Here is a 22,598-nt window from a genome sequence, read left to right on the forward strand (position 1 = left end):
TTTGTTTCACTCCTCACTTAATGTGTCTCGTATATATAATTGTACTAAAAAACGTTACCTGACAGAAACGGCATTTCTAATCTTTTCTTTTTCTTCAGCTGACAAACCCAAAATGACTGGATCAACTACAGGACCAACCGCACAATGACAATTTACTCGTTCTTTTGGCGTGAGCTGTGTATCTCTCGGAAACATGCACCGCTCTCCGCTGCCTGGTATCTCAAACTCTTCATCGAGAGGGATGATGGTACCATCCAGCTGCACGTGACTTTCTCTTGACTGATTCTTCTTCCCGCCGCTGTGTTTCCACTTCTTCCCCGTTACTGCCGGGGATTGGACGTAGGATTCATGTTGAGCGACGGAAGAAGCGGTCAACACCTCTGTAATGGCTGTTACACGTGCGCGTTTCCGGCTGAATTCAGGAAGGTCCTTCAGTTCCAGTTCAATCTCCTGGATAGAGCGGCCTTCTGTTATGCCATCTTTCAGTGTTTGCTCAATGGCCGTATGAGTATTCAGCTGCATCAGCTGCGCCAACTCCTGCGACCACGATTCAATCCACTGTTCAGTTTTCTCAGAAAGCACCTTGAATGGAATATCAGCATCGATGGAATGCATGATCTTCTCAGCCAGCTGTGTGACGGTAAGAGTCAGAAAGACAGCCGTTTCTTTTCCGAACAGCTCCGCAAATTCATCAGCTGCAAACAAGTCATTTTGAAAGAATGCTAGAATTGATTCTAACGTCTCCGAATCGTCCTTGGATATAAAACCATTCAGTGCATTCAAAAACGTCCTGCGTTGCAATCTGAGAAGTTTCGCGGTGGTTTTCTCATACTCTTCCACCAAAGAAGGGATATCCTCCAGTTCAGGGAAATCAGCTACAGCTGCTTCTAGTTCCTTGACCTCATCTTCCTCCGCTTTTTGTACAAAGGTATTGATGTTTTTTATCAGCTGATCGATCTTGCTCATTTGCGGATCTCCTCTAGTTCATCCCGAAGGTCTTTGAGGATAGATACCAATTCATTGTTAGTACCCGCAGACTTTTGAAGAACCGTATCAAGCAAGCTAGTTGATGCCTTTGGCTTCGCCTCAATTGGTCGGTGATATTCTTCCTCTGGCCATTCTTCAAGTGTCTTACCAAGAATACGGCCAGCCAGATCACGCAGATCATTAGGTGAAACCGCTCCTGCTTGAATAAACGGTGTAAGAACCTTTGCAATTTCGAGCGGATCACGAAAATCAGGACCATTTAATATGAGCCGCACATGCCAGAGATCAAGATCAGGAAGAAAGAGTGTATTGAGCTTGCCAGTGATGATCATTCTCTCCGGCTGGAATACCTGTTCTTCTGTCGTTTTTCGAGCGGTGTCAGCTGTTGCCTTGTTATAATCCTGTGATTCGCCTGTGTAGATTGGCGGCAGACGGAATGATGAACGTATTTTGTTTCTCGTCTTCTCATCATAATCAAGGAACAGCGCATCCTCCTGGAGAATCTCGGCCAGTGATTTTATATCCACCTTTACATTAGCCGGCTCTTCATCGTTCGATAGCTCATCCTTCTTCGGAATCCCTTCCACTTCGAGTAACAGGAATTTATGTGCATTGTCTGAGCCCTCGATACCGTTCATGTATTCTTGCAGCTGTTCATATGAGGATTCAGACAGCATCCCATTCTCTACAGTAATTGCAGCCGGCACATGCCGCCCTTGTTTAAAGTACAGATAGTTCAGCTCTTCAGCTTTGCGCGCTCCATACATATTGACGATGTTGCCAATCCAGCGCGGAACACCATATGTACCGCTGCCTATCTTGAAGTGAATGACTTCGCTTGCTACAAGATCAGAAGGGGTGTCTTCTCTGTATTCTCCCGTAGCAGCATTCATGACTCGGGGATCACCGTACTCTTTGAAGAATACTTTTTTAGTTTTGACCTTCTGCACATACTTCCTGAATCTCTTCTTCCGTTGCAATGACTTCACTTGACCATTTTCTGTGTATCGGAATTCGACGTCAACGGGATCACCCAGCTTACAAACACGTAAGTATTGTGCATCCAGATATTCAATGCCTGCAGGCTTTCCTGTACCTTCTCGAAGCACTTCCACAAATCCATTACCTGTTTTCTCTCGGTCTTCTATTACATAACCAAGGACCACTTCGGCTGACTCATCATAGTTCATATATCTGGCGAACTCTTCAAGTTGGGTCCATTCTTTCTCAGCTGCAGCTTTCTTTTCTTTCGGTGCGTTCTCTGCGTTGAAATCGAAAGTATACTCGATTCCTAAGCCGAAACCTAGAATATTCGTTTTATAAGCATCGATGCATTGCTGAAGAATGGTAGAATACTCGGCCATTTGTTTGAGCTCTTTAATATTGTATGGCGGCTCGATCACATCATCTATCTCGTAATTAAATCCATCCTCATAAATCTGCTTAGTGGTTTCAGACACATTGGCCTTCATCACTGTTGCTCTGACCGTTTTCATCAGCGTGACCTCCTTTCTCTGTTCGGGCGTGTCCGCTCTTTTGGTTTCTCTTTCAGATCGGTGACTTCATAATCATCTAGCGCATACCAGATGGCTGATAACGTATGAGGGTCAATCTGAAACTCGTCCTCTATGATATTGCCGCGCTTGTCTGTCTTGTACGTTAGCGGCTGAAGCTCATAGATCGTATTTTTGCATGAGTCGGAACAAATGATTTTCTTAAACCGCTTGATCTTCTTGGTGTACTGCAAGCGTGATCCTTGGAACTTATGAGCGGCCACCATGTTGTATCCCATCTTGCGGAAATATGCGATGGTTTTCGGTTCAACTGCATCCGCTTTGATCAGCTCTTTTGTTTTTGTAAATTCGATGAGCTCTTGTACAGTTTCATCATCGGTTGTGCCCTTTTGATAATACTCCCAATAGATATATAGATATTTCTTCTCGTGATCGACGGCCAGTCGAATCAAAGCGTTATAAGACTCTACGAAACCAAAGTCCATGCCCGCTCTAAGCAAAGGACGATTGATATTTGAGATTGCTAACATGACATCATCATGCGGCTGCACCTCGAATTGAGGAAGAACACGAATTCCGTTAATGCCAAAATGACCTTTTCGGGCTATGCGATAAAGGTCGGGATCGTATTCTTTTAGTTCATCCAGCTGCTTGATATAGCTCACAGGTAGAAATAGGTTATCTTCTGCCGTCGAGTGGTGATAGTACGTATCGTTAATGGAGATCGTTCGCTCTTTGTATAACCTTTCATCATCCAGGATGAAGCGATTGTTTTGATCATCCTTAAAGAAATGTCTGTACGTCCAATTATCCTGCCCGACAGGGTTCGTTGATAGTATCATGTGCAAATCCAAAGTCGGGTGACGCAAACGACCAAGCAGCTCCTTGAATCCCTCATACTTAACCTCGGAACATTCCTCAATCCAAATGATCGAGATATTGTTGATCGACTTCAGCTTGGTAGGCTTGTCCAGACCTTTGAAAATGATCCGGCTGCTGTTGTGAAATTTAAGCATGAGCGGTGATGTCCTGCACTGAATGACATGACCGAGTCCAAGATCATTCACGATCTCTTCAAATAAAGAAAACGTTGAATCTCTGTGTGTGTCATAGACTTCACGAATCACAAGAGCGGTTCGCTTTTCATCTAGTAATTTCAGAATGAGCTTCAGGGCAATATGATAGCTTTTGGAGGAGCCGTAACCGCCCACCAAGAATTGAAACTTCTGATCCCAATCAAAGAGAAAATCTTCAAAGTGTGGATTGACTTCCTTCTCCATCATTTGAACCATCAGCCATCACCTTTATTCTTCCGCTTAATCGTTATTTGTACAGAATCATCGACAGGTCGAGCGGTGATCCGCTCCAGCTCTGCCTCCCTCGTTCGGTTTGCAAGATCAAGGCCACGAAGCCTCAATTCATATTCAGACATTGTTTTCATTATGTCGACTTTCTGCCTAATGGCTTTATCACGTTGTGCGGTCACACGTGTCAGAGCATCTTCTATGCTCAATATCTTCTCCAGCAGCGGTGAATCTGTCTCCTCAATCTGGACCACTGCTAGACGTTCATTAGTTATTGGAACAGCTTTAATCAGACCATTTTTATCTGGAGCCTGTACAACGTCTTTCATCTTCCTCATTTGTTGCAAGACTGTCCGCTGCTTATCAGTCAATCCATTCTCATATTTAGTGATCAAGCGCATCATTCTTGTTTCACGAACGCTCAATAATCGTATTGATAGATCAATTTGGTACAAAGGATCAGTCTCAACTTCAGTAAAAAGCTTCTGTTCCTTTTCATCCATGTACTCAAACATGATCGTTTCATATTCACCGGTCTTGAATGAATTCTTGTTCCCTTTAGGAGCTGCGCCACCCCTATTGCCTTTAGCATTTTGGTTACCAGGTGGCGCTTTACCTCCTTTATTACCTCTGGCGTTTTTACTCCCTTTCGGAGCACCAGGACGTTTAGTAACGTTACCATTGGATTTCCCTTTTGGTTTAGTAACGTTACCATTCAATTTCTCATCCCAAGAGTCTTGGTTCTTCCACTTGCGGATAAGGGATTGAGAACACTCTAATTCTTCAGCAATGTCTTTCAGTAAGCGGGTTCCATTGCTTTCCTTCCACAGTTGGAATGCCTGATCTCTTTTAGGATTTCTAGGTCTAGCCATTACATATCACCCACCTCCGAGCTGTTGAATTAAGTTTGAGTTTGTTTTTAAATATCGTCATGCTTCTGAAGATCGATGTCCAATTCTACGAGTTTCTTCAGATCTTCAACAGTAGACAATTTGATATTTCCTGCTTTAAAGTCTCTGACCCATTGAGAGATGCAAGCCTGTGCAATTTTTCGATAGTTCTCTTTTGATTTATCTATACCTTCAGCCTGTTCAGCTTGAATGGTCATAAGCATTTCTTTCTTTTCTTCGTCAGAAAGGGAACGTGTGTTTGTGTTTTTTGTTGTCATTCTCCCTTACCTCCATTACAATAGTGGATGAGAGCGTGATATTTTCCCACAAACGCGGCCGCGTCTTGATCACGCTCTTAGGCAGGGAGGTTCTTTCTGTCTTTGAAGGGAGGGTGTTGTCAGCACCCTCTTTTTTATGAAAAAAAGACCGATTTCAGTCGGTCTTTCGTTTTAAGTGTTCCTAATTATCATTTCACTTTTTTGAATACAATGTCTGCAATCTCTTTCACTTCACCAAGACCTAAACCTCCAAGAACAGTTCCAAGTTCTTCCCCAATCAATTTTTTCCAGTCTGAAAGCGAGCGAGGAAAACCAATACTATCATTGGTAGCTACACCAAGGACTATAAACGAAACTTGATCCCATTTGCTTTTCAACATGATCAGTTTCTCATCATTGCTTTCTTCACGTGAACCACTCATGTCAGAACCTACAGTTTTTGTCATCACTTTATTTAAAAGTGGAGGTTGGTTAGAATCACTTCCCAAAAGCCCAAAAATTAAGGCTCCTTTACCAGTTCCAGAAATTCCACTTTTTCTCACAGAAAGGTGAAGTTTTATTTCGATTTCATTATTAACTTCCTCAATGCTGTAAGACCCTTTTGTCCTTGTACTACCCTCATGTTTCTGTTTTTCTTGACTTGATATTATAGCCATACAAAATCCTCCTTAGTTTATATTGAAACTTACATTCAAATTATGTGTGGGTATATTTAAAATTATTTATTAAAGGTCTTGTATCTTTTAACCAATTTGCTTTTTATCCCTGTTGCTTTTTCATATCTAGCTCTAATTACATCGCAAAAATAAGGATCAAGCTCCAAAAGAAGGGCCTCTCTATCAGTTTGCTCACATGTCATAAGAGTCGACCCGCTTCCCCCAAAGAAATCTACTACTCTATCACCTTTTTTACTGCTATTACTTAGGGGAATATTAATAAGATCAAGCGGCTTCTGTGTAGGATGAACATATTTTGTAGTATCACCGCGGGAAACTTCCCAAATTGTTGCTGGTTCTCCTTCTTCAGAGGCATCAGCTCTCCAAACAGTAACTTGTTTTCTATCTCCATACCAATTAGGTGAATAGCCTTTTTTGAATGCATAGAAAACCGGTTCGTGCATGTATTTATATTGCGCCCATCCGAAAGTTGGTGAGTTTTTTACCCAAATACACTGCGATCTTATATCAATATCTGCGTGACGCATCTCATTCTCAAAAGCGCGTTGATATGAAGCGGCGTGAAAAACATATATAGCTGCCTTTTCGTTCAAGATTCTTGAATAATTCAGGAACACTTCTCTTAAAAACAAATCAAACTGACCATCATCCATAGAATCGTTTAATATTGATGCATGGCCATCATCATTTAACTTTTTACTATCACTTTTCACCGCTACATTATAAGGTGGATCAGTTATGACTAGATCTGCTTTATGGCCAGACATCAATCGGTCAACATCCTCTATCTTTGTCGCGTCTCCACACACTAGGGTATGCCGGCCAAGCCGCCAAACATCCCCATACTTTGTTTCTGGTTCTTTTATATTGTCTAGTGCCTCTTGCACATCAAAATTATCTTCCTCAACAATCACGATCTCATTTTCAATAGAAACACTGTCTAATAGATCTTCATATTCTTCTTCAGTAAATCCAATAGTTTCTAGATCAAGATTGTTATCCTTTAGCTCTGTTAGAAGTTTTTCAAGTTTGTTTTCATCCCAATTTCCACTGATTTTGTTTAATGCTACGTTTAGGGCCTTTTCATCCTGGTCATTTAAAGAAACCACTGATACCAGAATTTCAGACGGTTTATCTTCCATCAATACTTTGAAACGTTGATGACCGCCTACAAGGTGACCTGTCCGTTCATTCCAGATTAGCGGATCAACGTATCCAAACTTATCTATGGATTGTTTTAGTGAATCGTACTCGGGATCTCCTGGTTGTAGATCAATTCGGGGGTTATATGGTGATGGGTTAATTTTATGTACGGGAATTGTTTTGATATTCAATGTTGTTTCCTCCTATCAAACAAATGATGCCGCCTCTAGGGCGGCATCAGCTGCTTACTTGATGTAAAATTCGCTAGTGTAGAATGTTCCAAGGGTTGCAACATGATTGCCCTTTTTGTCGTAGCGTTCTACATCCACTCTAAAGCGATAAGTACCTTTTTTGTTACCAAATGACTCTTTGATGTCAAATTGATCATAAAGTTTTTCACCTGGGTTAAGCGGGTTCGGGGAATTTGTTTTAATTGTCTCCCACTTCCCATTAACCTTTCTTTGTGGAATAAGATTGGGACCAGCACTAAAGTCATTGTGGTTTTGTACCGCAATTCTTACGACCTTATCCTTCCCTAAAATGTGATTAGCTTTTGTCGGGTTCGCCGACACTCCAAATCCTGATGCCATGCTCATCATCTCCCTTTTTATATTTTTGCGCTCCTATCCCTCACCAAAGCACCTGCAGCCATACACCCAAAAGACGACTGTTCCCATCAAATCAACGTTTTCTTCGGACCCGGCCGCCTTGTCGTTGATACGTTTCGCGTCTCGTTCCCATGATTTCTTCCCAATCTCGCTTTGTTATCGGATCAGCATTGCTCTTCTTCTTTCGATTAGAACCAGGAGCAATGCGCTTTAATTGCTTCGTTGTTTCTTCGGATAAAGAATCTCTGATCTTCATTTACATACTCTCCTTGCCGAATAAGCACCACCTTACGCTATTCGCTTAAATAGATTTTGAAATGATGACTACACTCCGAGAGGATGCCAAGTACAGTCAATCATCAAATAAAATGAAAAACTGTCCTCGATACGACCGCCGCAGACCAGCTGCTATCCAGGCTCAGAATGTCCCTCTCGTATGGCCACATTCCTCAACACCTTTGTTCCGTATCCAGATACGCCATTGATAAGGGAAAGACGCGTCTCCCAATAAAAAAAGCGGACACCAATCAAGGCACATAGAGTGCTCAATGATTAGCGTCCGCAGGTTCTTCCTTCTGGACAAAATATTCACGTTCTTTTTGCTTGTCTCTATCATACGATGACCAACGCATGAAAAAAGGTCCCCATTTTATCCCCCTTTTTGTCGGTTTTTTATCGGCATTGCAAATAGAAAAAGTGCCCATATACATGGACACTCTAGTTTTAAAAATCATGTTCAAAATCGATGTCATATAAATCAACCCAATCAACAAAATCAGGCATAGTTTTTGTACTTAAAAAGTGTTGAACAATTCTATATGCTTCTTCTCGACTTACATAACTGCATGATGGTACCTTCATTGGTTCTCCACCAACCAAATGCTCTATTGTTTCTATTTCAACATCCTTATTCAAAGGGACTAAATAATCAGGATGTCTCATGATAAAGAATCCATATGGCTCATCATAAAAGAAAATAAGCCATTCATCTTCTCCTTCTATCTCAAAACAAGAATCTCCACTTCCTTGTTTCCAATAATCCGCTTCTTTTTCAAAGAAAATATTTTTAATAAATTCTTCTCCTGGGTTTTCAATTGGTTCTTCAACTGGTCCGTTATATACAATCACGAAATATCCTCCTTATTTAGTTGCTTTGATAACTAAAGGTTTTTCTAATCCACCACTATAAACTTCTAATTCATCAACCCCCAACCTTTTTAGCAAGGCTGGCATTTCCCCTCTACAAATATTGCAAGTCTTCCTATCTACAAACATAGTTACTTTTTGCGGTAATTGACCTTCCTTTTCAAAAGCTCTAATTAATGAATGAGATTCTGCATGTGTCAATGATTGAGCATGGCCTAAATGTTTAGGTGAACTCTTTTTAGGTGGAACCCATTGTACTTCTTTTAACCACTTTTGTCTTAGCTCTCTTGTTGCTTGTTGGGACTCCTTAGTGATAGTAGAATTCACTCCAAAAAATGTCCTGTCATTAACTTTAACTGCTGCTACCGTATCACCAGAATCAATAGCATAAGGTTTTAATCCCGCTTTTTCCCTGAATCTCTTTATTTCATCATAGCTTTCACTAATTTGTTTATTTGACTTTTGGATAACTCCTGGAGTTTTCTTTATAGGTCCTTTCATACCAAACGGTAAAAGCATTGCAAGCGCCGTATTCATACTGGCTTCCTGCTGTTCTTTCGAGACCTTGTTTCCAAACATGTCTCGACCTGTAATCGCTTCGCTGAAGCCGTTGGTCGCGGTGAGCCCGTATAAACCTTTTTGGGATGTCTTTAGGGCATCAAAAGATTTTTGTGACGTCTTGTAGATGTCGACCGCTCTGACTGCAGCTGACGTGGCTTGGGTGGTTTTATAGACGGCTTTCCCGCCTTTAAAAATGCGTCCTGCCCAGCCGACGATAGGGATATAACCGGCTGCTGCCATGCCACCTGCAGCGACTCGTTGGCCTGCCGTAAGCTTTTCGCCTGTGATTGGATCGACGCCTGTAGCTGCTCGTTTTGCATCATTCACACCGGTTAGCTCATTGACAATGTTTCCACCATAATCGAGCGCTTTTTCATACCAAGAACGGTTGGCGAGGGCCTCTTGTTCCTTTGCGATCTCACGGGCTTCTTCTTGTTCTTGTTTGATTTTGAGATATTCAGCAGTTTGCTTCTCAATATCGCTTTTTGCCTTATAGATTTCACTATCTTGAAATGCTTTTTTATCAAAATTCATAGGTGAAATGGATTTCCCGTCATTCGTAGCATTGATCATTTCTGCATACAATGCCATTGTAGCCTTCTCCTCAGTTTCTGACAAAGCATATTCATCTTTTAGATTTTGATCAAGCTCTATTAAATCTTTAACCGTTTTCTTTCGCTCGTCTTCCGCATCTTCGATCTTATCATCAAAGGTTTGGCTATCGAATACCTCCAGTGAAATGAGGTCATCGATATCTTCAAAAATTGTTTTAAGCGCATCTTTTTGATCCTTCACAATGCTTTTGGCGTTTTTGATGCCCATATGTACAGCGTTGTCTAAAAAGTGTTCTTCTACAAAAGTGTCGCCGCCAAAGTTTGTATCATCAAGTGTCCCAGAAACACCTTCATGAAAGGCTTTCTGCTTATCGATGAAGCTGATAAACATGTCCACATTTCCAGCTAGCTCTTTATAAAAACTTTTAATGTTATCGGCACCTTTACCAGTGAAATCATCACCCAGGTTTGCCACGCCTTGTAGTGCCTTTTTTAAATCAATCATTTGTTCGCGGAGTTCCTGATAATGTTTCGCCCTTGCGTCCATGGCACTGGTTAGTGCTTTAGCATCAAGTATCTTCCCCAGAAGAAGTCACTCCCTCCTATTCATTGACAAGGTCAATTTTACCAACGTGATGATTGTCATTAAATAGGGATAAAGATATAAAAACAACAACTGCTATTTGATGATGAAAGAAGCTTGTTTCATAAAAAAAGGACATCAATCAAAGCACTTTATGCGCTCAATGATAAATGTCCTCTAATTACTTTTATTAAAACTGATCAATTCATGTCTATGGCTAATCTTTTGAATTTAAATCAATTGGAAGTAATTAAATCTTTATTTACACCTACATTTACAACTGCATATACAACAATTTGTATAACCCAAAATCTCTTCTGCTAATTTCTCATTAATTTTCAATGCTGTAATCTTATATAGTTCATCAATTCTCTCATCAGATAACTTTTGTCCTTTTTCTGCTTCTTCTTTTATTCTTTTCCACTCAAACTTTAAAATGACTTGTTGCATAAATTCAACATTATCTAAAGTTTCAATTATATTAATATCAAGTTTAACCTTTGTACTTTCAGTTATAAGTCTTTGGAGTTGATAGATTAATTTTTTGTGAGGTTTTTCTGAAGGATTCAATAACAAATTTATATATCTTATGACCGAATGGCATTCAGTGACTTTGTCTTGTAACTCCTTGCTTATTGTCTTATTTTTAAAGTCAAGCCTGTTACTAACCCTTGAAATCTCAAATATAATTTTATTATATTCACCAAACTTATCACGCAATTTATTTTGCCATACAATTCTTTCTTTAGTTACAGTATTTGACAACATGCTTTCTTTTGAATTTTTAGTAGCATTTGCAACAGACCACCTAACACCCAAATAAGCTAGACAACCAGTAAATAGACCGGATAGTACCGTAGCTATACTAGAATTGTATAAAGTATTTTTAGGATTCTGATTAAAAATCCTCCAAAAACCTATTATCGCAAAACTTAAAAGAATAAAGACAAACATATTGGTTATTATGTTGAATATCTTAGATTTGTTCATGCTGTTTTCCCCTCCTTTAATAACTTCGGTAAAATAAACTTATTATTAATATTTTGCAAATTTTGTCGAACGATTTTTTAAAAAATAAAAACAGCACTCATATGATTCCAAGTGCTGTCGAAAGTTTAAACGTTGCTTGCTTTTTCAATTTGTAATATCGATCTTTCTTTAATCCTAATTCTTCGCATACCTCAAGATCTTTAACCATTCGTGAAGTAAGGTACTTCATGCGAATAATTTCTTGTTCAATTTCATCCAAGCTGTACTCTAGTGCTCTTTCTATTTGCCGCACCTTCAACTCCGAACAAACATTTTGATCTATTAATCTTGGAAACAAAGTTAAGATGCCATTTGCTTTTTGCTCATCCAAGTTCTCTTGTTTAACTTTTAATGCTTTATAAAGTTTCAATTCATTTATTAATGTCTGACGGACGTGCTTTTCATTTACCTCTGGTAAAAGGTGAAGTACTTCAACAGTCAAGGTTATTCACCACGCATATCACATCTATTTTAAAGCGGCTAACTCTTCTTTATCGTTTGCCCATAGTAATTTAGATTCAATTAAATGATCGTCAAAAAAGTTAGTACCTTTTAGGATTTCTTTAAATTTCTCTCCTTTTTTTGAATACACGACATTATAGAAAAGCATTAATAATTCCATTGAAGATAACTGAGCTCTAAGTATCCCTCGGTATTTCTTTTGTTCTTTTTCATTTTGTATTTTATCAGTGCTGAAATTTTCATCTTGTATAAATTTTACAATTCTATAAAGGTTTCTATAATAGTGTCCAATTTCTTCTTCTTTATTATTATATAACTTCTCATACGCATTTCTCTTTAAAATAGAGGGTTCATACAATGTTTCTTTTCTAATTTGTTTCATAAAACTAATAGTCCATTCATCATTAAGATCTTCAATAAACCTCTCATTAGATAGAGTATAATCAATTGTTCCATCGAAAGTATAATAATAAAATCTATTACTATTTTCAATAAGTAAGTAGTCCAATAAATATGGATTGTTCATATATTCAATAAAAAGATCGTCTATTTCTCTTCTTTCAAATTCATCATTAAATTTATCTGAAAAATCATTAAAGTATTCTTCATTATTAGATTCTAATTTTCTTATTAGTTCTTGATTTATTTCCGAACGATTAATGTTTTTTAGTTCCGTTTCAAATCTCTTAACTTTACTATTGTTTAAATAAATAGATCTCAAAAATTTTTTTAATGCAATTGGATCTTCATTTTTAAGCGAAATCAAACGACTTTCCCAATATTTTTTCACAAAATTATTGTAATTGAACCTCAGTTCCCCATATATTGTCTCAAAAAAATTACGTCTTACCTCTAAATCTTTCCACAAATTATGATGTAGATTAATCATGTTAAAGAAAGTACTCTCAAACTGTTGTTTAGTCAAAGTCTTGTTTGTAAGTTCAAACTCTTCTCTCGTTTTAGCTAGCTCTTCTCTCTGCATCTTTAATTCATCTTGTTGCATATCAAGTTGCTTTTTTTGCATTGAAATACTGGCAATAACAAATAACATGCTTGCCAACGTTAAGAGGCCAACAGTGGTTCCACCAAAGAAATCTCCTACTGGCCCTAATGCTTCAAACGTTTTTTGATCTAAATGATTTCTCACAATGAATAATATAAGAGGAGTTGATATCGCTGCAACAATCACAATTCCCCCAACAAATATCCACTTGTTTTCTTTAAACCATTCTTTCATTAAATTATCTCCCATCATCCAAAAATCCTATAAATCGTAACATGTAATCCATAATATAACAATGTTCACATTATTTTATATCCATAATCATACTGTATCCTTATAGGTAAGCCATTTTTTGAATGAATACTAGTCTTCCCGTAATCAGGAATATTTGATAAGTAGGCTTTGTGGTTAACTCCGTCTAGGATTAGCAGCTTTACCCTTCCGTACTCGATATGCTCTTCAATTTTCTTTGTAGTTAGAATTTCAATAGGTAAGTTCATGCACAAGGCCTCCCATGTTATAATGAATTGTGCAGATTCAATAGAACTGGAGCCTTGTGCTTCGGTTCTTTTTATTTGCCCTGAAGAGCTTGCAAATCACATACACACATTCTAAAGAGATGTTCGTCCCTTAAATCTAAAGACAAATCAATCAAAGCCTTCAGATCATCTTCAGTAAGTGCCTCTTCCAAATTTTCAGCCCAAGACTTTGGAACAACCAAGGTATTACCACTAAGGAACCTTACTAAAATGTCATCTTCAGATACTTTAAGTACATAACCTTCTTTGTTAAGTGTTTCTCTTTTCCCCTTCCTTGATGCTTTGATCCAGTCTCCTTCTAAGAATTTGTTTTTCATCTGATAATCCTCCATCCTTTCCTGATCCGACTGAGCAGTTCATATTTTTCAAGTGGTCATTCGTAGAGGTGAACACGTTGTCCATCCTCTATGCGATAAAGCAGGAACCACCGTTTTGATCGTTTGCGTGCCATCTTAGGCAGCCCCGTCTTCCTCTTCTTTTTGATCATTCCCGTCAGAATCGTCTTTCACACTTTGAGAGGAATCTAAATCTACATCAGCTGCTTCTTCATCTTTTTGCATCGGCACAGCTTCGTTGGCTTGATCCTCTTTCCAATCCCACCATTTTTCAGCGAGTGGAGCCACTGCAGCTCGGTAATCATTAATCATATCAACGACGGCGCCAGATGACATCTCAAGCTCTGTGGCCAACTTACTGTAAGATTCTCCTTCAATACGTCTTTTCACGATATCTGCCATATTCTCAGGGAAACCTTCCTGTTCTGGAGCCATACCTTCAATAATGAATTGATCCACCACTTCACGCTTAATCTCCATCGGCTTTTCTTCAATTTTTGGTTTTTCTTCAGGCAAACCAAGTTCAGCTTCAAGCTGTTCTGACTCAGGTTTTGCTATATGGACAACGCCGCTCTGATCTACTTGATAATTTACGATAGGTCGTTCAGTGTGAGCATTGATCTGCACGTTATAGCGGACAACATCGCTCTCAATTTCAACACGCACATCGTTATCAATCATTTCAGCAAGGTTTTGAATGCTGTTTCCTAGATCCTTCGTTGAGATTTCAAGGACCAATTCTGTAACACCTTTAGGCTTGTGATTTACTTTCTTGACTGAACCATCAAAATTTACAAAAGACATATTTGTTCCTCCTCATGGGTTGGTGTGAGAGTTGAGACTTCGACTTCAATTCTTGGTGTGCTGCTGTAGAACTTGCTTACATGCAGATCAACAATTTGACTATCATCCTGCCAAATGACTTTATTCAGGCCATCTTTTATTCCTTTGATGTAGTTATCAACATCTGGCTTTTTCGCTGGACGCAATTCACCTCTTTCAGCTTCTGCAGCCTTTTTCTTGCTGAAACTTTTTAGAGTAGATTTGTACACTTTAACCCTCAACTCCAGGGGACCAGCAAGAAGTTGATCAGGACGGTGATCGCTCGCAGCCAACTTAACGTATTGCTTAAAGTCTCGTGACTTCTTGGGGTCGTATAACCTTGTCATTCCATTCATATGAGTAGCTCTTGGACGCCCCTGTGCAACCGGCTCTCCGTAGACGGTGAATGCTATCTTCATTCAGATGCCTCCATCCTAGCGTTATATGTTAACACCCTGCTGCCACGTTGACTCTTGAGAGAAATGACAAGCATTTCAAGTTCATAGAGTGATAAATTTTCGGAGTTCTTGTCCAAACTAGCTAAATATCCAATACGAGTTAATTCGTTTAAAAGGTACTCACGACGCTGTTTGCTATTAATATTTGACATGTTCATCCTCCGTATCATAAAGCGGCTTCCATTTGCCGCGACAAGTTTACAAATCTTCCGTACTCTTTCATAAAAGCAGCATTTATTGTCCCAACTTCACCATTTCGCTGTTTAGCAAAGATGATTTCGACTATATTTTTCTGCTCACTATCTTTGTTGTAATAATCATCACGATAGAGGAACGTAACGATATCAGCGTCTTGTTCAATGCTTCCTGAATCACGCAGATCAGACATCATTGGACGTTTATCTTGCCTCTGTTCCACTCCACGTGAGAGTTGTGATAGCAAAATGATTGGGACATTAAAGCTTCTCGCCATATTCTTCAGCTCTTTTGTGATAGCTCCAACCTCATAGTTTTTGCTCTCAAATTTACCGATTGGGGTGATGAGCTGAAGATAATCAATGACCACTAAATGATCTTGATCAGGGTGATCCTTTTTCGTTTTTCGGATCTGGGACCGGATATCTGCGACTGTTTGGGTAGGCTGATCATGGATGTAGATATCTAATTTTTCGTATTCACCCATAGCTTTGTTGGCTCTGTCATAATCTTGATCGCTAAAGTACTTTTTTGGATTCCTCCACTTCGTGCCTTCAATTCTCCCAAGGCTGCTTAACATTCGATGAGTTAACTGTGTATCTGACATTTCGAGCGAGAAAATATCAGTAACTCCACCCTTTAGCGCGTTATTACAACCTAAGTTAAGAGCAAAAGCAGTCTTTCCCATCGATGGACGAGCTGCCACGATAATCAAATCGCTTTTTTGCCAACCACCTGTCATGGCGTTCAAGTCCGCAAGACCAGTGTCGACTCCTGTAAGATCCCCTTGATCTTCTTCCATGCTCATGAATATCTCCGTCAGAACATCCATTTTCGTCCGAGTAGCTTTAACTCCAACTTCTTGCACTTCAATGGTCTTTTGATAAAGCTTAGTGATCCCCTCATCGCATGGGGCATTAGCAAAAGCTAAAGCGGCACTTTGTAAATCTCTGAGTCTAAAAGCCTCGTAAATTAATGTTTCATAGGTCTCGAAAGCATGTTTTGAGGGAACAGTACTTGCAAGATTGGTTAAGTATTCAAAGCCTCCAATTGAATTTAAAAGGTCTCCCATAGCTGCAGCGATATTGGCCAATTCAACAGGCTTACCTAGTTTGTCCACTTCCCTCATCGCTTCAAAAATCCGCTTATGGCGTTCTTCAGCAAAATGTCTGGGCTCTAGTGCTGTTTCTTTAATCAGATCACCCTCAAGGATGATACAACCTAATAAAAACTGTTCAGCCTCTACGTTTCGCAAATTTTGCATTTTGTTCCCACACTTTCTGTTTCGCTAAGAATTCATTTTGCTCTGGTTGTTTAATTTTGATCTCTGCGATAGCAGGTGGGAATCTCTTTTCAGCAATGTGCTGGTCGATCTTTTTTAAAACCTGTTCATAGGGTTGGTCTTTTAGGTGATCAAGCCAAAGTTTAATTCTTTCTATTCCAATCGCATCTGTGGTGAGTTCAAACCTTGGATAGGCAGCTGCAATCCTTGTTAGGATAGACATTGCTTGTTCTTGATTCATGTCCATCAACCTCCTCCAAATTTAATCCCGTTTTCTTTTGCGTATTGAGCTAGAGCGTCTAAATTACTTTGCCTATGCTGCTTTGGTTTAAATTCAGAAACATTGTTTTTAAGAGGCTGGGGTTGGTTCTGCTGTGCATGCCAACGATCAAGAATCGCTGATTCCAGGTATGCAAATGATTTAATACTGTCTGCTCTATGCTTTGGTTGATATTGATCAAATACCTCGTCGATCCACACCAATATGTCTTCAAGTGGGATTCGCTCCTTGAGAATCCTTTCAATGGCAGCCGAATCTTTTGGCGTTAACATCAACCCACCTTTTCGTGATAAGTACTTTTCTTCGATTTGCTGGAAAGGAGTTAGATCATGTTCTACTGAGGCTCTCTTTTCTTCTTCCTCTTCTTCTTTAATTCTTAAATTCTTTAATTCTTGATATAGTTCCGACTTCGTACCGCTTTCGTTCCGTCTTCGTTCTGCGATAGGTTCTTCTTCCGTTCTGGGTTCTGTTTCGTGATCACTCGAAAACTCTTGATATGACTCGTATTTCACGATGGTGAATAGTGTTCCTAGTTCCGTTTCGCTAACAGTGATGATGTTGTTCGTAACGAGTTTCTTAATTGAACGCATAATTGTACTTTTAGACAGCTTTTTTAGCCCTCTTCCTTCTTTATAAGCGAGGTCCTCACATAGTTTTGAGTACGATCTTATGTACTGGCCCTTATTTAATACAACTCCATTCATTTTGAAGCCATCTTGATGACTAGCTCTCATAACTAATAAAGTGAACAGTCTAAAGGTAGTCACGTCATTCCATAATTCGTGTTCTAATATTTTGCGATGCAGTTTTACCCATCCAGTAGACAAATAACTTCCTCCTCTCCAACATCGTCAATTAAAGCCTTTTAATCTCACATAGGGCGTACATTCCACTGTTCTTAATAAAAGTAAGACCTGGCTCATTTCTTTGGATATAACCCTTTACATGCGCTCTAAATAACGCAGCTTGATTACGACTTGATTTAGATAAAGACAAGTACACAAACGGAATAGGAACTTTAATGATTAGCTTCTCCCTCATTAGCTGTTCACCAGCTCAGAAAAATGGATGATCCGGCTAAGACGGTTTGTAGATCGACAATACTTACACTTTTCACATCTTCTCGGTCTTTCTCCGCCATGCTTAACCTGAACGATCCGCTCCATGTTTTTTTCTATATCTTCTAACTCAATTTCCATCCTTGACTCATCAATATTGATAACTGCTTTATCTGGTGGATCTTCTTTTGATATGGCCACTATCAAAGGCTCTAACCATTCACTACGTCCTGCTTCCTGTCTTTCTAATTCTGCATAGAGAGACATTTGAGCAATATATCCATAGGCTTCTACAAATGAACAATAGCCAAGCTCTTGATCCCATATCCTTTCCCTAAGAGATCGAGTTGTTTTAAGATCAGCAAAACGCCCACCTGCTGGGTTGTACACATCGAGTTTTCCTTTCCAAGGCACTCCGAACAATTTAGCTGTGATGATCACTTCTTTATCTCCTTGAAGAACAAACATGCACAAATCGTCATTCTGTATAGCTTCAATCATGAGATCAGCCAATTGATACTGTTTATATAATTGGCCCTTTTGTGTAAATAGAGCAGGTGTGTTCATCTTAAATTCATCAAAGGCTTGCTCTCCTTCAAGCCAGGCATGAACATATTGTCCAAATAGAAGAGCCTCAGAGGACGGCGGCTGCCATTCACCGTTGAGTTTTGCCATTGTAGCCGCCTCACACTCTAAGAAACTCTTATATTGAGAATTTGACATATAAACTCGGTCTATCTCGTTAGAGTAATAATTCTCCTTGTTGATTGTCGGCATCATCATTTGCTGGCTCACCAGCCTTTGTATCACTCTCTTTTTGTTCCTGCTGCTTTAGAAACTCTTCTTCGATTTTGGATTTTGTAGCATTAGTAGCACCTGAAGTTTTGACGTTGAAATAGTCCTCTTTCTTTGCCATTCCATCACGAAGTGAAGTATAGATGCGTCCTATTTTGAGGTAATCCTGCTCAGTAAATGCATCCAATTTACTACCGACATATTCCTCGACCATTTCCTTCGTAACACCAAAATCAGATTTAAATGTTGTTAATGCTTTTCTTAAACGGTCTTCTAAAGGCTCTTTATGACCACTAATCAGCGTTCTTTGACACATATCAACTGCTGCATCAACAATGTCTCCTGGTATCACTCCGAGAATGCACGCACGAACCCGACGCGCTCCTTGGTTTGCAACCAGTTCATAAATATCTCTTGGATCGTTGAGCTTTGTAATGGCTCCTTTTGCTTTTCGTTCATGCTTTACCGTAAATATTTTGGTCTGGCGAGTATTGGTTTCAAGATCCCATGCATAAGCCATAACAGAAGATTCTCCTGCTTTTTGTTCAAGTTCCATGATTCCGTAATCAATGTTCCCCCAATTCTGCGCCAAAGCTTCAGCTAGTCGAATTGAAGGACCTGATACCTTTGTGCCACCTCGTGGATATTCGTAGACAGCATTCTCAGCTAATAGCCTACGCTCACATGCTTTCTTGATTCGTTCAAAAGCAGCATAAACGTCTCGCGGAAACTTCTTTGCTATGACCATAGCTGCTTGTACTTCTTGTGCCTGCCGACTAACCATTGCTTCGGTTGTTACTGACGTTCCTGCTGATTGTTGTGAAGCTGCCATATAGTTTGAGTAATCAACATTTGACAATCCATTCATATAAGAAACCCCCATTGAATTTAGGTGCCAACCTGCTTATAATAGTGGTTGACACCATATTCTGTGTCTGGTTATTTAGATGAGTTCACTTGTGGGAGTGAGCTCTTTTATTTTGCTGTTTTAAATTCAAAATCAAGCTCCTCTACAAGATAGCGTTCTAGATTTTCTCGCAAGATCAATTCACCCGAATTTTTATCCTCAACATAGTCATCTTCTAGCAAAATTTCTGACCCATAAAAATCAATTCCAAAGTGCTCTTCTTGCCTCACCATTTCTTTTGGATAGCCGTATCTATTAATCTCTGTGATGATCGGATGCTCAATATTCATCTTCTTCCCTCCTCTTCTGTTTGGTGTGAGCATCAAGAAATCTCTAATTTTGAGCGGATCGCATCGGCCTTTAGTTGTTGAAATTTCTCAAAGGCTTGTTTATCAGGAAATTGGAACAATGGCTTACCTTTGTCAGTCATCACAATTGATCCATTCACTTGTGATAGATAGAACTGATCAGACTGTCTCTCACTGAAAGGTTTAATAACTGGTTTAGTTCTCAAGACTTCTTTCCTCCCTAACACATTATTTGATGCTTATTCGCATCGTCCGACCGCGGATGGAGCATGATTTGAGGGGGTAGGTGTGCACTGTCCCATCCGCAAGCCGGACGACAAGAATAAGCCTTGTCGTGATCTCTAAATAACGCTATAATGAGATCGATCATTTTGTTATTCATGGTTTGAAATGATTTAAGCAGTAAGTGTCGGAGCTTGCTGCTTTTTTCTGTTTTCTATTTCCGTTCTGATCTGTAATTCCAGAGCGGCTAATAAAATGAGCCCTTCCTCTGTATGACGCATCTGACATTGTTTCACGATATCTTTCGCCTTCATTAAGCGACTTGCTGTGAACAAATACTTCATCTAGATCAATCCTCGCAATCTATTTTTTAATGATTTTGGATATTTGATTTTTGTAATCCTAGCAGCCTGTTTTAATAAATGAACCTTAGCTTGGCTTTCGTAACGCTGAATTTGGTTTAGTGATTTTGCAATATCTTTGTGAGCTGCCAATGCCGTATTTGTATCAGCACTCTCTAATGCTTTCATTAATCTTTTTTGTAGTTGCTCAATACAGATCATTTCAGCTGTTATCCCTTCATGATCAATACTCTTGAAAATCGCTTTTCTCATCTTCATCCTCCAAACAAAGCCATAATGGCTGTAATTTGCTGCGTGACCGCAAGTGGATCGACACCACATAAGGTTGCGATCATGGCTTCTTTTGCATTTGTCGCCTCCATCCACCGTACATATGTAGGAACATCAAGCATCTTTTGATCATTCTCAAATTTTGATATGCAGCTCCTTGAGCGACTTAACAATTCAGCCAACTTCTCTTGGGACATCCCAGCTCTTTTCCTTGCTTGTCGGAGCACTACCCCCAACCTCAACTTCCTCACCCCCTTAATGTTCCTATATAGAACATGTTGCGAATTGGAACAGAAAAACCTAAAAATCCGCTGTATTCTAAGGTGGTAAATTATTAATCATTCAACTGGCCGAAAATTAGATTCCATTTGAGCTAATTGCCATTCTTCAAGAACTTCTCGTTTAAAGAAAATTCTTTTTCTTACTCGGAAGAAAGGTATTTGTTTTTCACGAACCATTGTGTAAACAGTGTCGTGATGTACCCCAAGAAAATCAGCCGTTTCATGAACAGTCATAGTTGATTTTGATGGCATATCTTATCTCTCCTAGTCACTTAATTGTATTTCTATTTTAGAAATTCATTTCCGAAAGAAATCCCTTATGTCACAGTCTAATTCTTTAGCCAATATCGGGAGATGGTTTGCTTTAAAGGCATATTCTCCTGTCTCATATTTCATATATGTTGAGGCATTTTTGAATCCTAGAGCCTTGGCCATTTGTTGCAAATTAATTTGTTTAACATGACGTCTCGATTTGACAAATTTTAAATCTAACATATTTCCCTCCTCTCGATTTCTGTTTTAGAAATCCTGTTGTTGATTTAATAATACATTTCTAAAAAAGAAATTTCAACTGTTTTATTTCTAATTTAGCAATTTATTTTTTTCTACTTTGGAAAAATGTTAAGATTTATATTGCTAATATAGAAAGTTGGTGATTAAAGATGCTGGCTGTAGGCGAAAGAATAATTAAATTGAGAGAACAAAAACAGTGGAACCAAAAAGAGTTGGCTCAAAAAATCAATATGAATGTCAGTGTAATGAACAGAATAGAAAAAGGAACTCGTCCTTTAACTGATATTGAAATTGTGAAAATCGCTGAGGTTTTTGGGGTATCTACAGATTATTTGCTAACCGGGAAAGATTATAGGTTTGAAGCAGAACAACTTCTGAGATCAGGCAACGCGTCTACTGCTGCAAGTGATGGAAATTCTGATATAGAAAAGAGAATTGAAAGAATTGAAAGAGCACTAAGACTTCAGGAAGGTCGTAAACCAGGGGATAAGCAGAAAGACTTCTATGGTGACTAAATAAAAGACTTCAATTACTTTCATACATGTATTTCATGAAAGGGGCGCATATTTTGAAAAAGACTTTTTTTTGCGTGCTTATTTTCTTAATAGCAACGTCTTTAACAGCGTGTAATTCACAGAATACAAAAGTAAATGAATCAAATGAAAAAAGCGATAAACAGGAATCTAATGAGGGTTCATCTGCTAAGAAGAAAACTAAAAAAGAAGCTGATGGAACACGAACTGCTCCTATACCTTTAAAAAAGCCAATATATTTCGACGATTACATTAGTGCATCGGATAATGAATATACTGCTGAATTAAAGATGAATGTAGAAGAGGTTATTCGAGGAGATAAAGCATTTAATGTTTTATATAAGAGGAATAGCACTGTTTCTCAACCTAAAAAGGGTTTTGAATGGGCACTCGTTAAGGTCAAAGTGAAGATGACAAATTCTGAAACAGATGATGAACCTATACTATTCAGTCCAATTCTTAACTTTGACTTTTTTAGTAGTGATGGTTCTCCTTATTCTGAGGAAATTGGTACTGTTGTGCCAAAAGAATTTGAAGGCGAAGTATATAACGGTGGTTCACTTGAAGGTTATATAGTGAATCAAGTAAAAAAAGACGATGATTTTTTAATAGCTTATAAAAGTATATCTACTTCAGGTAAACTATTCTTTAAAACTAAATAAACACTGCCCATATTGGGCTTTTATTTTCACACCAAAA

At 38.9% G+C, this 22,598-nt stretch carries 33 protein-coding genes; 2 read left to right on the forward strand and 31 right to left on the reverse strand.

The window, feature by feature from the left end; translation table 11 throughout:
* Window positions 1–54: 54 nt before the first annotated feature.
* The 31 genes from EV579_RS03425 to EV579_RS03575 all read right to left on the reverse strand — a co-directional run bounded on the left by EV579_RS03425 (window position 55) and on the right by EV579_RS03575 (window position 21,348).
* A complete protein-coding gene (locus tag EV579_RS03425) occupies window positions 55–966 on the reverse strand; it encodes a phage minor head protein (RefSeq protein WP_133743956.1) in 912 nt (303 codons plus the stop codon).
* Window positions 963–2,483: a phage portal protein gene (locus tag EV579_RS03430; protein WP_133743957.1), complete on the reverse strand. Its 1,521-nt coding sequence runs from the start codon at window positions 2,481–2,483 to the stop codon at window positions 963–965. Before EV579_RS03430 ends, EV579_RS03425 begins: the two co-directional genes overlap by 4 nt.
* Window positions 2,483–3,781, reverse strand: a complete 1,299-nt coding sequence (locus EV579_RS03435; RefSeq protein WP_166644685.1) for a PBSX family phage terminase large subunit — start codon at window positions 3,779–3,781, stop codon at window positions 2,483–2,485. Before EV579_RS03435 ends, EV579_RS03430 begins: the two co-directional genes overlap by 1 nt.
* A gap of 11 nt (window positions 3,782–3,792) precedes the next feature.
* Window positions 3,793–4,677: a phage terminase small subunit gene (gene terS, locus EV579_RS03440; RefSeq protein ID WP_133743959.1), complete on the reverse strand. Its 885-nt coding sequence runs from the start codon at window positions 4,675–4,677 to the stop codon at window positions 3,793–3,795.
* Between the two features lie 47 nt (window positions 4,678–4,724).
* Window positions 4,725–4,973 carry a hypothetical protein gene (locus EV579_RS03445; protein WP_133743960.1) on the reverse strand — a complete coding sequence of 83 codons (249 nt, stop codon included), beginning with the start codon at window positions 4,971–4,973 and terminating at the stop codon, window positions 4,725–4,727.
* Window positions 4,974–5,161: 188 nt separating this feature from the next.
* Window positions 5,162–5,629 (reverse strand): hypothetical protein, encoded by a 468-nt coding sequence (locus EV579_RS03450; protein WP_133743961.1) that lies wholly within the window; start codon window positions 5,627–5,629, stop codon window positions 5,162–5,164.
* Between the two features lie 62 nt (window positions 5,630–5,691).
* Window positions 5,692–6,984 carry a site-specific DNA-methyltransferase gene (locus tag EV579_RS03455; RefSeq protein WP_133743962.1) on the reverse strand — a complete coding sequence of 431 codons (1,293 nt, stop codon included), beginning with the start codon at window positions 6,982–6,984 and terminating at the stop codon, window positions 5,692–5,694.
* A 54-nt stretch (window positions 6,985–7,038) separates the two neighbouring features.
* Entirely contained in the window at window positions 7,039–7,383 is a 345-nt protein-coding gene (locus EV579_RS03460; protein ID WP_133743963.1) for a structural protein, read from the reverse strand.
* Between the two features lie 91 nt (window positions 7,384–7,474).
* Complete coding sequence (locus EV579_RS03465) at window positions 7,475–7,657, reverse strand: hypothetical protein (RefSeq protein WP_133743964.1); 183 nt, start codon at window positions 7,655–7,657, stop codon at window positions 7,475–7,477.
* A gap of 467 nt (window positions 7,658–8,124) precedes the next feature.
* A complete protein-coding gene (locus tag EV579_RS03470; RefSeq protein WP_133743965.1) occupies window positions 8,125–8,529 on the reverse strand; it encodes a hypothetical protein in 405 nt (134 codons plus the stop codon).
* A gap of 12 nt (window positions 8,530–8,541) precedes the next feature.
* Entirely contained in the window at window positions 8,542–10,248 is a 1,707-nt protein-coding gene (locus EV579_RS03475; protein ID WP_225310412.1) for a ribonuclease YeeF family protein, read from the reverse strand.
* A 255-nt stretch (window positions 10,249–10,503) separates the two neighbouring features.
* Entirely contained in the window at window positions 10,504–11,235 is a 732-nt protein-coding gene (locus tag EV579_RS03480; protein WP_133743967.1) for an APC family permease, read from the reverse strand.
* A 97-nt stretch (window positions 11,236–11,332) separates the two neighbouring features.
* Entirely contained in the window at window positions 11,333–11,716 is a 384-nt protein-coding gene (locus EV579_RS03485) for an ArpU family phage packaging/lysis transcriptional regulator (RefSeq protein ID WP_133743968.1), read from the reverse strand.
* A gap of 24 nt (window positions 11,717–11,740) precedes the next feature.
* A complete protein-coding gene (locus tag EV579_RS03490; protein WP_166644682.1) occupies window positions 11,741–12,973 on the reverse strand; it encodes a putative phage abortive infection protein in 1,233 nt (410 codons plus the stop codon).
* Between the two features lie 65 nt (window positions 12,974–13,038).
* A complete protein-coding gene (locus tag EV579_RS03495; RefSeq protein ID WP_133743970.1) occupies window positions 13,039–13,239 on the reverse strand; it encodes an XtrA/YqaO family protein in 201 nt (66 codons plus the stop codon).
* Between the two features lie 71 nt (window positions 13,240–13,310).
* Window positions 13,311–13,595, reverse strand: a complete 285-nt coding sequence (locus tag EV579_RS03500) for an HIT family protein (RefSeq protein WP_129548419.1) — start codon at window positions 13,593–13,595, stop codon at window positions 13,311–13,313.
* A gap of 135 nt (window positions 13,596–13,730) precedes the next feature.
* The gene (locus tag EV579_RS03505; RefSeq protein ID WP_133743971.1) at window positions 13,731–14,417 is read right to left on the reverse strand and encodes a hypothetical protein; all 687 of its coding nucleotides are present in this window, start codon (window positions 14,415–14,417) and stop codon (window positions 13,731–13,733) included.
* A complete protein-coding gene (locus EV579_RS03510) occupies window positions 14,405–14,854 on the reverse strand; it encodes a RusA family crossover junction endodeoxyribonuclease (protein WP_133743972.1) in 450 nt (149 codons plus the stop codon). The genes EV579_RS03505 and EV579_RS03510 overlap by 13 nt, the downstream gene beginning before the upstream one ends.
* Window positions 14,851–15,045 carry a hypothetical protein gene (locus EV579_RS03515; RefSeq protein ID WP_133743973.1) on the reverse strand — a complete coding sequence of 65 codons (195 nt, stop codon included), beginning with the start codon at window positions 15,043–15,045 and terminating at the stop codon, window positions 14,851–14,853. Before EV579_RS03515 ends, EV579_RS03510 begins: the two co-directional genes overlap by 4 nt.
* Window positions 15,046–15,059: 14 nt before the next feature.
* The gene (dnaB, locus tag EV579_RS03520; protein ID WP_133743974.1) at window positions 15,060–16,352 is read right to left on the reverse strand and encodes a replicative DNA helicase; all 1,293 of its coding nucleotides are present in this window, start codon (window positions 16,350–16,352) and stop codon (window positions 15,060–15,062) included.
* Window positions 16,324–16,611: a replicative helicase loader/inhibitor gene (locus EV579_RS03525; RefSeq protein WP_133743975.1), complete on the reverse strand. Its 288-nt coding sequence runs from the start codon at window positions 16,609–16,611 to the stop codon at window positions 16,324–16,326. Before EV579_RS03525 ends, dnaB begins: the two co-directional genes overlap by 29 nt.
* A 5-nt stretch (window positions 16,612–16,616) precedes the next feature.
* Window positions 16,617–17,477 (reverse strand): hypothetical protein, encoded by an 861-nt coding sequence (locus EV579_RS03530; protein ID WP_133743976.1) that lies wholly within the window; start codon window positions 17,475–17,477, stop codon window positions 16,617–16,619.
* A 213-nt stretch (window positions 17,478–17,690) separates the two neighbouring features.
* Window positions 17,691–18,491, reverse strand: coding sequence for a PD-(D/E)XK nuclease-like domain-containing protein (locus EV579_RS03540; protein WP_133744062.1), 801 nt, complete (start codon window positions 18,489–18,491; stop codon window positions 17,691–17,693).
* Complete coding sequence (locus EV579_RS03545) at window positions 18,451–19,371, reverse strand: hypothetical protein (protein ID WP_133743978.1); 921 nt, start codon at window positions 19,369–19,371, stop codon at window positions 18,451–18,453. The genes EV579_RS03540 and EV579_RS03545 overlap by 41 nt, the downstream gene beginning before the upstream one ends.
* A 107-nt stretch (window positions 19,372–19,478) precedes the next feature.
* On the reverse strand, window positions 19,479–19,700 hold the full coding sequence (locus tag EV579_RS03550) for a YqaI family protein (RefSeq protein WP_133743979.1): 222 nt from the start codon (window positions 19,698–19,700) through the stop codon (window positions 19,479–19,481).
* Window positions 19,701–19,732: 32 nt separating this feature from the next.
* Window positions 19,733–19,924, reverse strand: a complete 192-nt coding sequence (locus tag EV579_RS03555) for a hypothetical protein (RefSeq protein ID WP_133743980.1) — start codon at window positions 19,922–19,924, stop codon at window positions 19,733–19,735.
* 189 nt (window positions 19,925–20,113) lie between these two features.
* Complete coding sequence (locus tag EV579_RS18945; RefSeq protein ID WP_155267116.1) at window positions 20,114–20,284, reverse strand: hypothetical protein; 171 nt, start codon at window positions 20,282–20,284, stop codon at window positions 20,114–20,116.
* On the reverse strand, window positions 20,285–20,554 hold the full coding sequence (locus EV579_RS03560) for a hypothetical protein (protein ID WP_087976836.1): 270 nt from the start codon (window positions 20,552–20,554) through the stop codon (window positions 20,285–20,287).
* A gap of 2 nt (window positions 20,555–20,556) precedes the next feature.
* Complete coding sequence (locus EV579_RS03565; RefSeq protein WP_223254150.1) at window positions 20,557–20,823, reverse strand: helix-turn-helix domain-containing protein; 267 nt, start codon at window positions 20,821–20,823, stop codon at window positions 20,557–20,559.
* 87 nt (window positions 20,824–20,910) lie between these two features.
* On the reverse strand, window positions 20,911–21,105 hold the full coding sequence (locus tag EV579_RS03570) for a helix-turn-helix domain-containing protein (RefSeq protein ID WP_133743981.1): 195 nt from the start codon (window positions 21,103–21,105) through the stop codon (window positions 20,911–20,913).
* A 45-nt stretch (window positions 21,106–21,150) separates the two neighbouring features.
* On the reverse strand, window positions 21,151–21,348 hold the full coding sequence (locus EV579_RS03575) for a helix-turn-helix domain-containing protein (RefSeq protein ID WP_046343209.1): 198 nt from the start codon (window positions 21,346–21,348) through the stop codon (window positions 21,151–21,153).
* Window positions 21,349–21,515: 167 nt separating this feature from the next.
* On the opposite strand from EV579_RS03575, the gene EV579_RS03580 reads away from it, so the two are divergent.
* The gene (locus EV579_RS03580) at window positions 21,516–21,881 is read left to right on the forward strand and encodes a helix-turn-helix domain-containing protein (RefSeq protein ID WP_223254151.1); all 366 of its coding nucleotides are present in this window, start codon (window positions 21,516–21,518) and stop codon (window positions 21,879–21,881) included.
* Between the two features lie 53 nt (window positions 21,882–21,934).
* The gene (locus EV579_RS03585) at window positions 21,935–22,561 is read left to right on the forward strand and encodes a DUF4352 domain-containing protein (RefSeq protein WP_166644683.1); all 627 of its coding nucleotides are present in this window, start codon (window positions 21,935–21,937) and stop codon (window positions 22,559–22,561) included.
* Window positions 22,562–22,598 lie beyond the last annotated feature (37 nt).

Source organism: Bacillus sp. BK450 (assembly GCF_004364885.1).
Taxonomy (GTDB): domain Bacteria; phylum Bacillota; class Bacilli; order Bacillales; family Bacillaceae; genus Bacillus; species Bacillus safensis.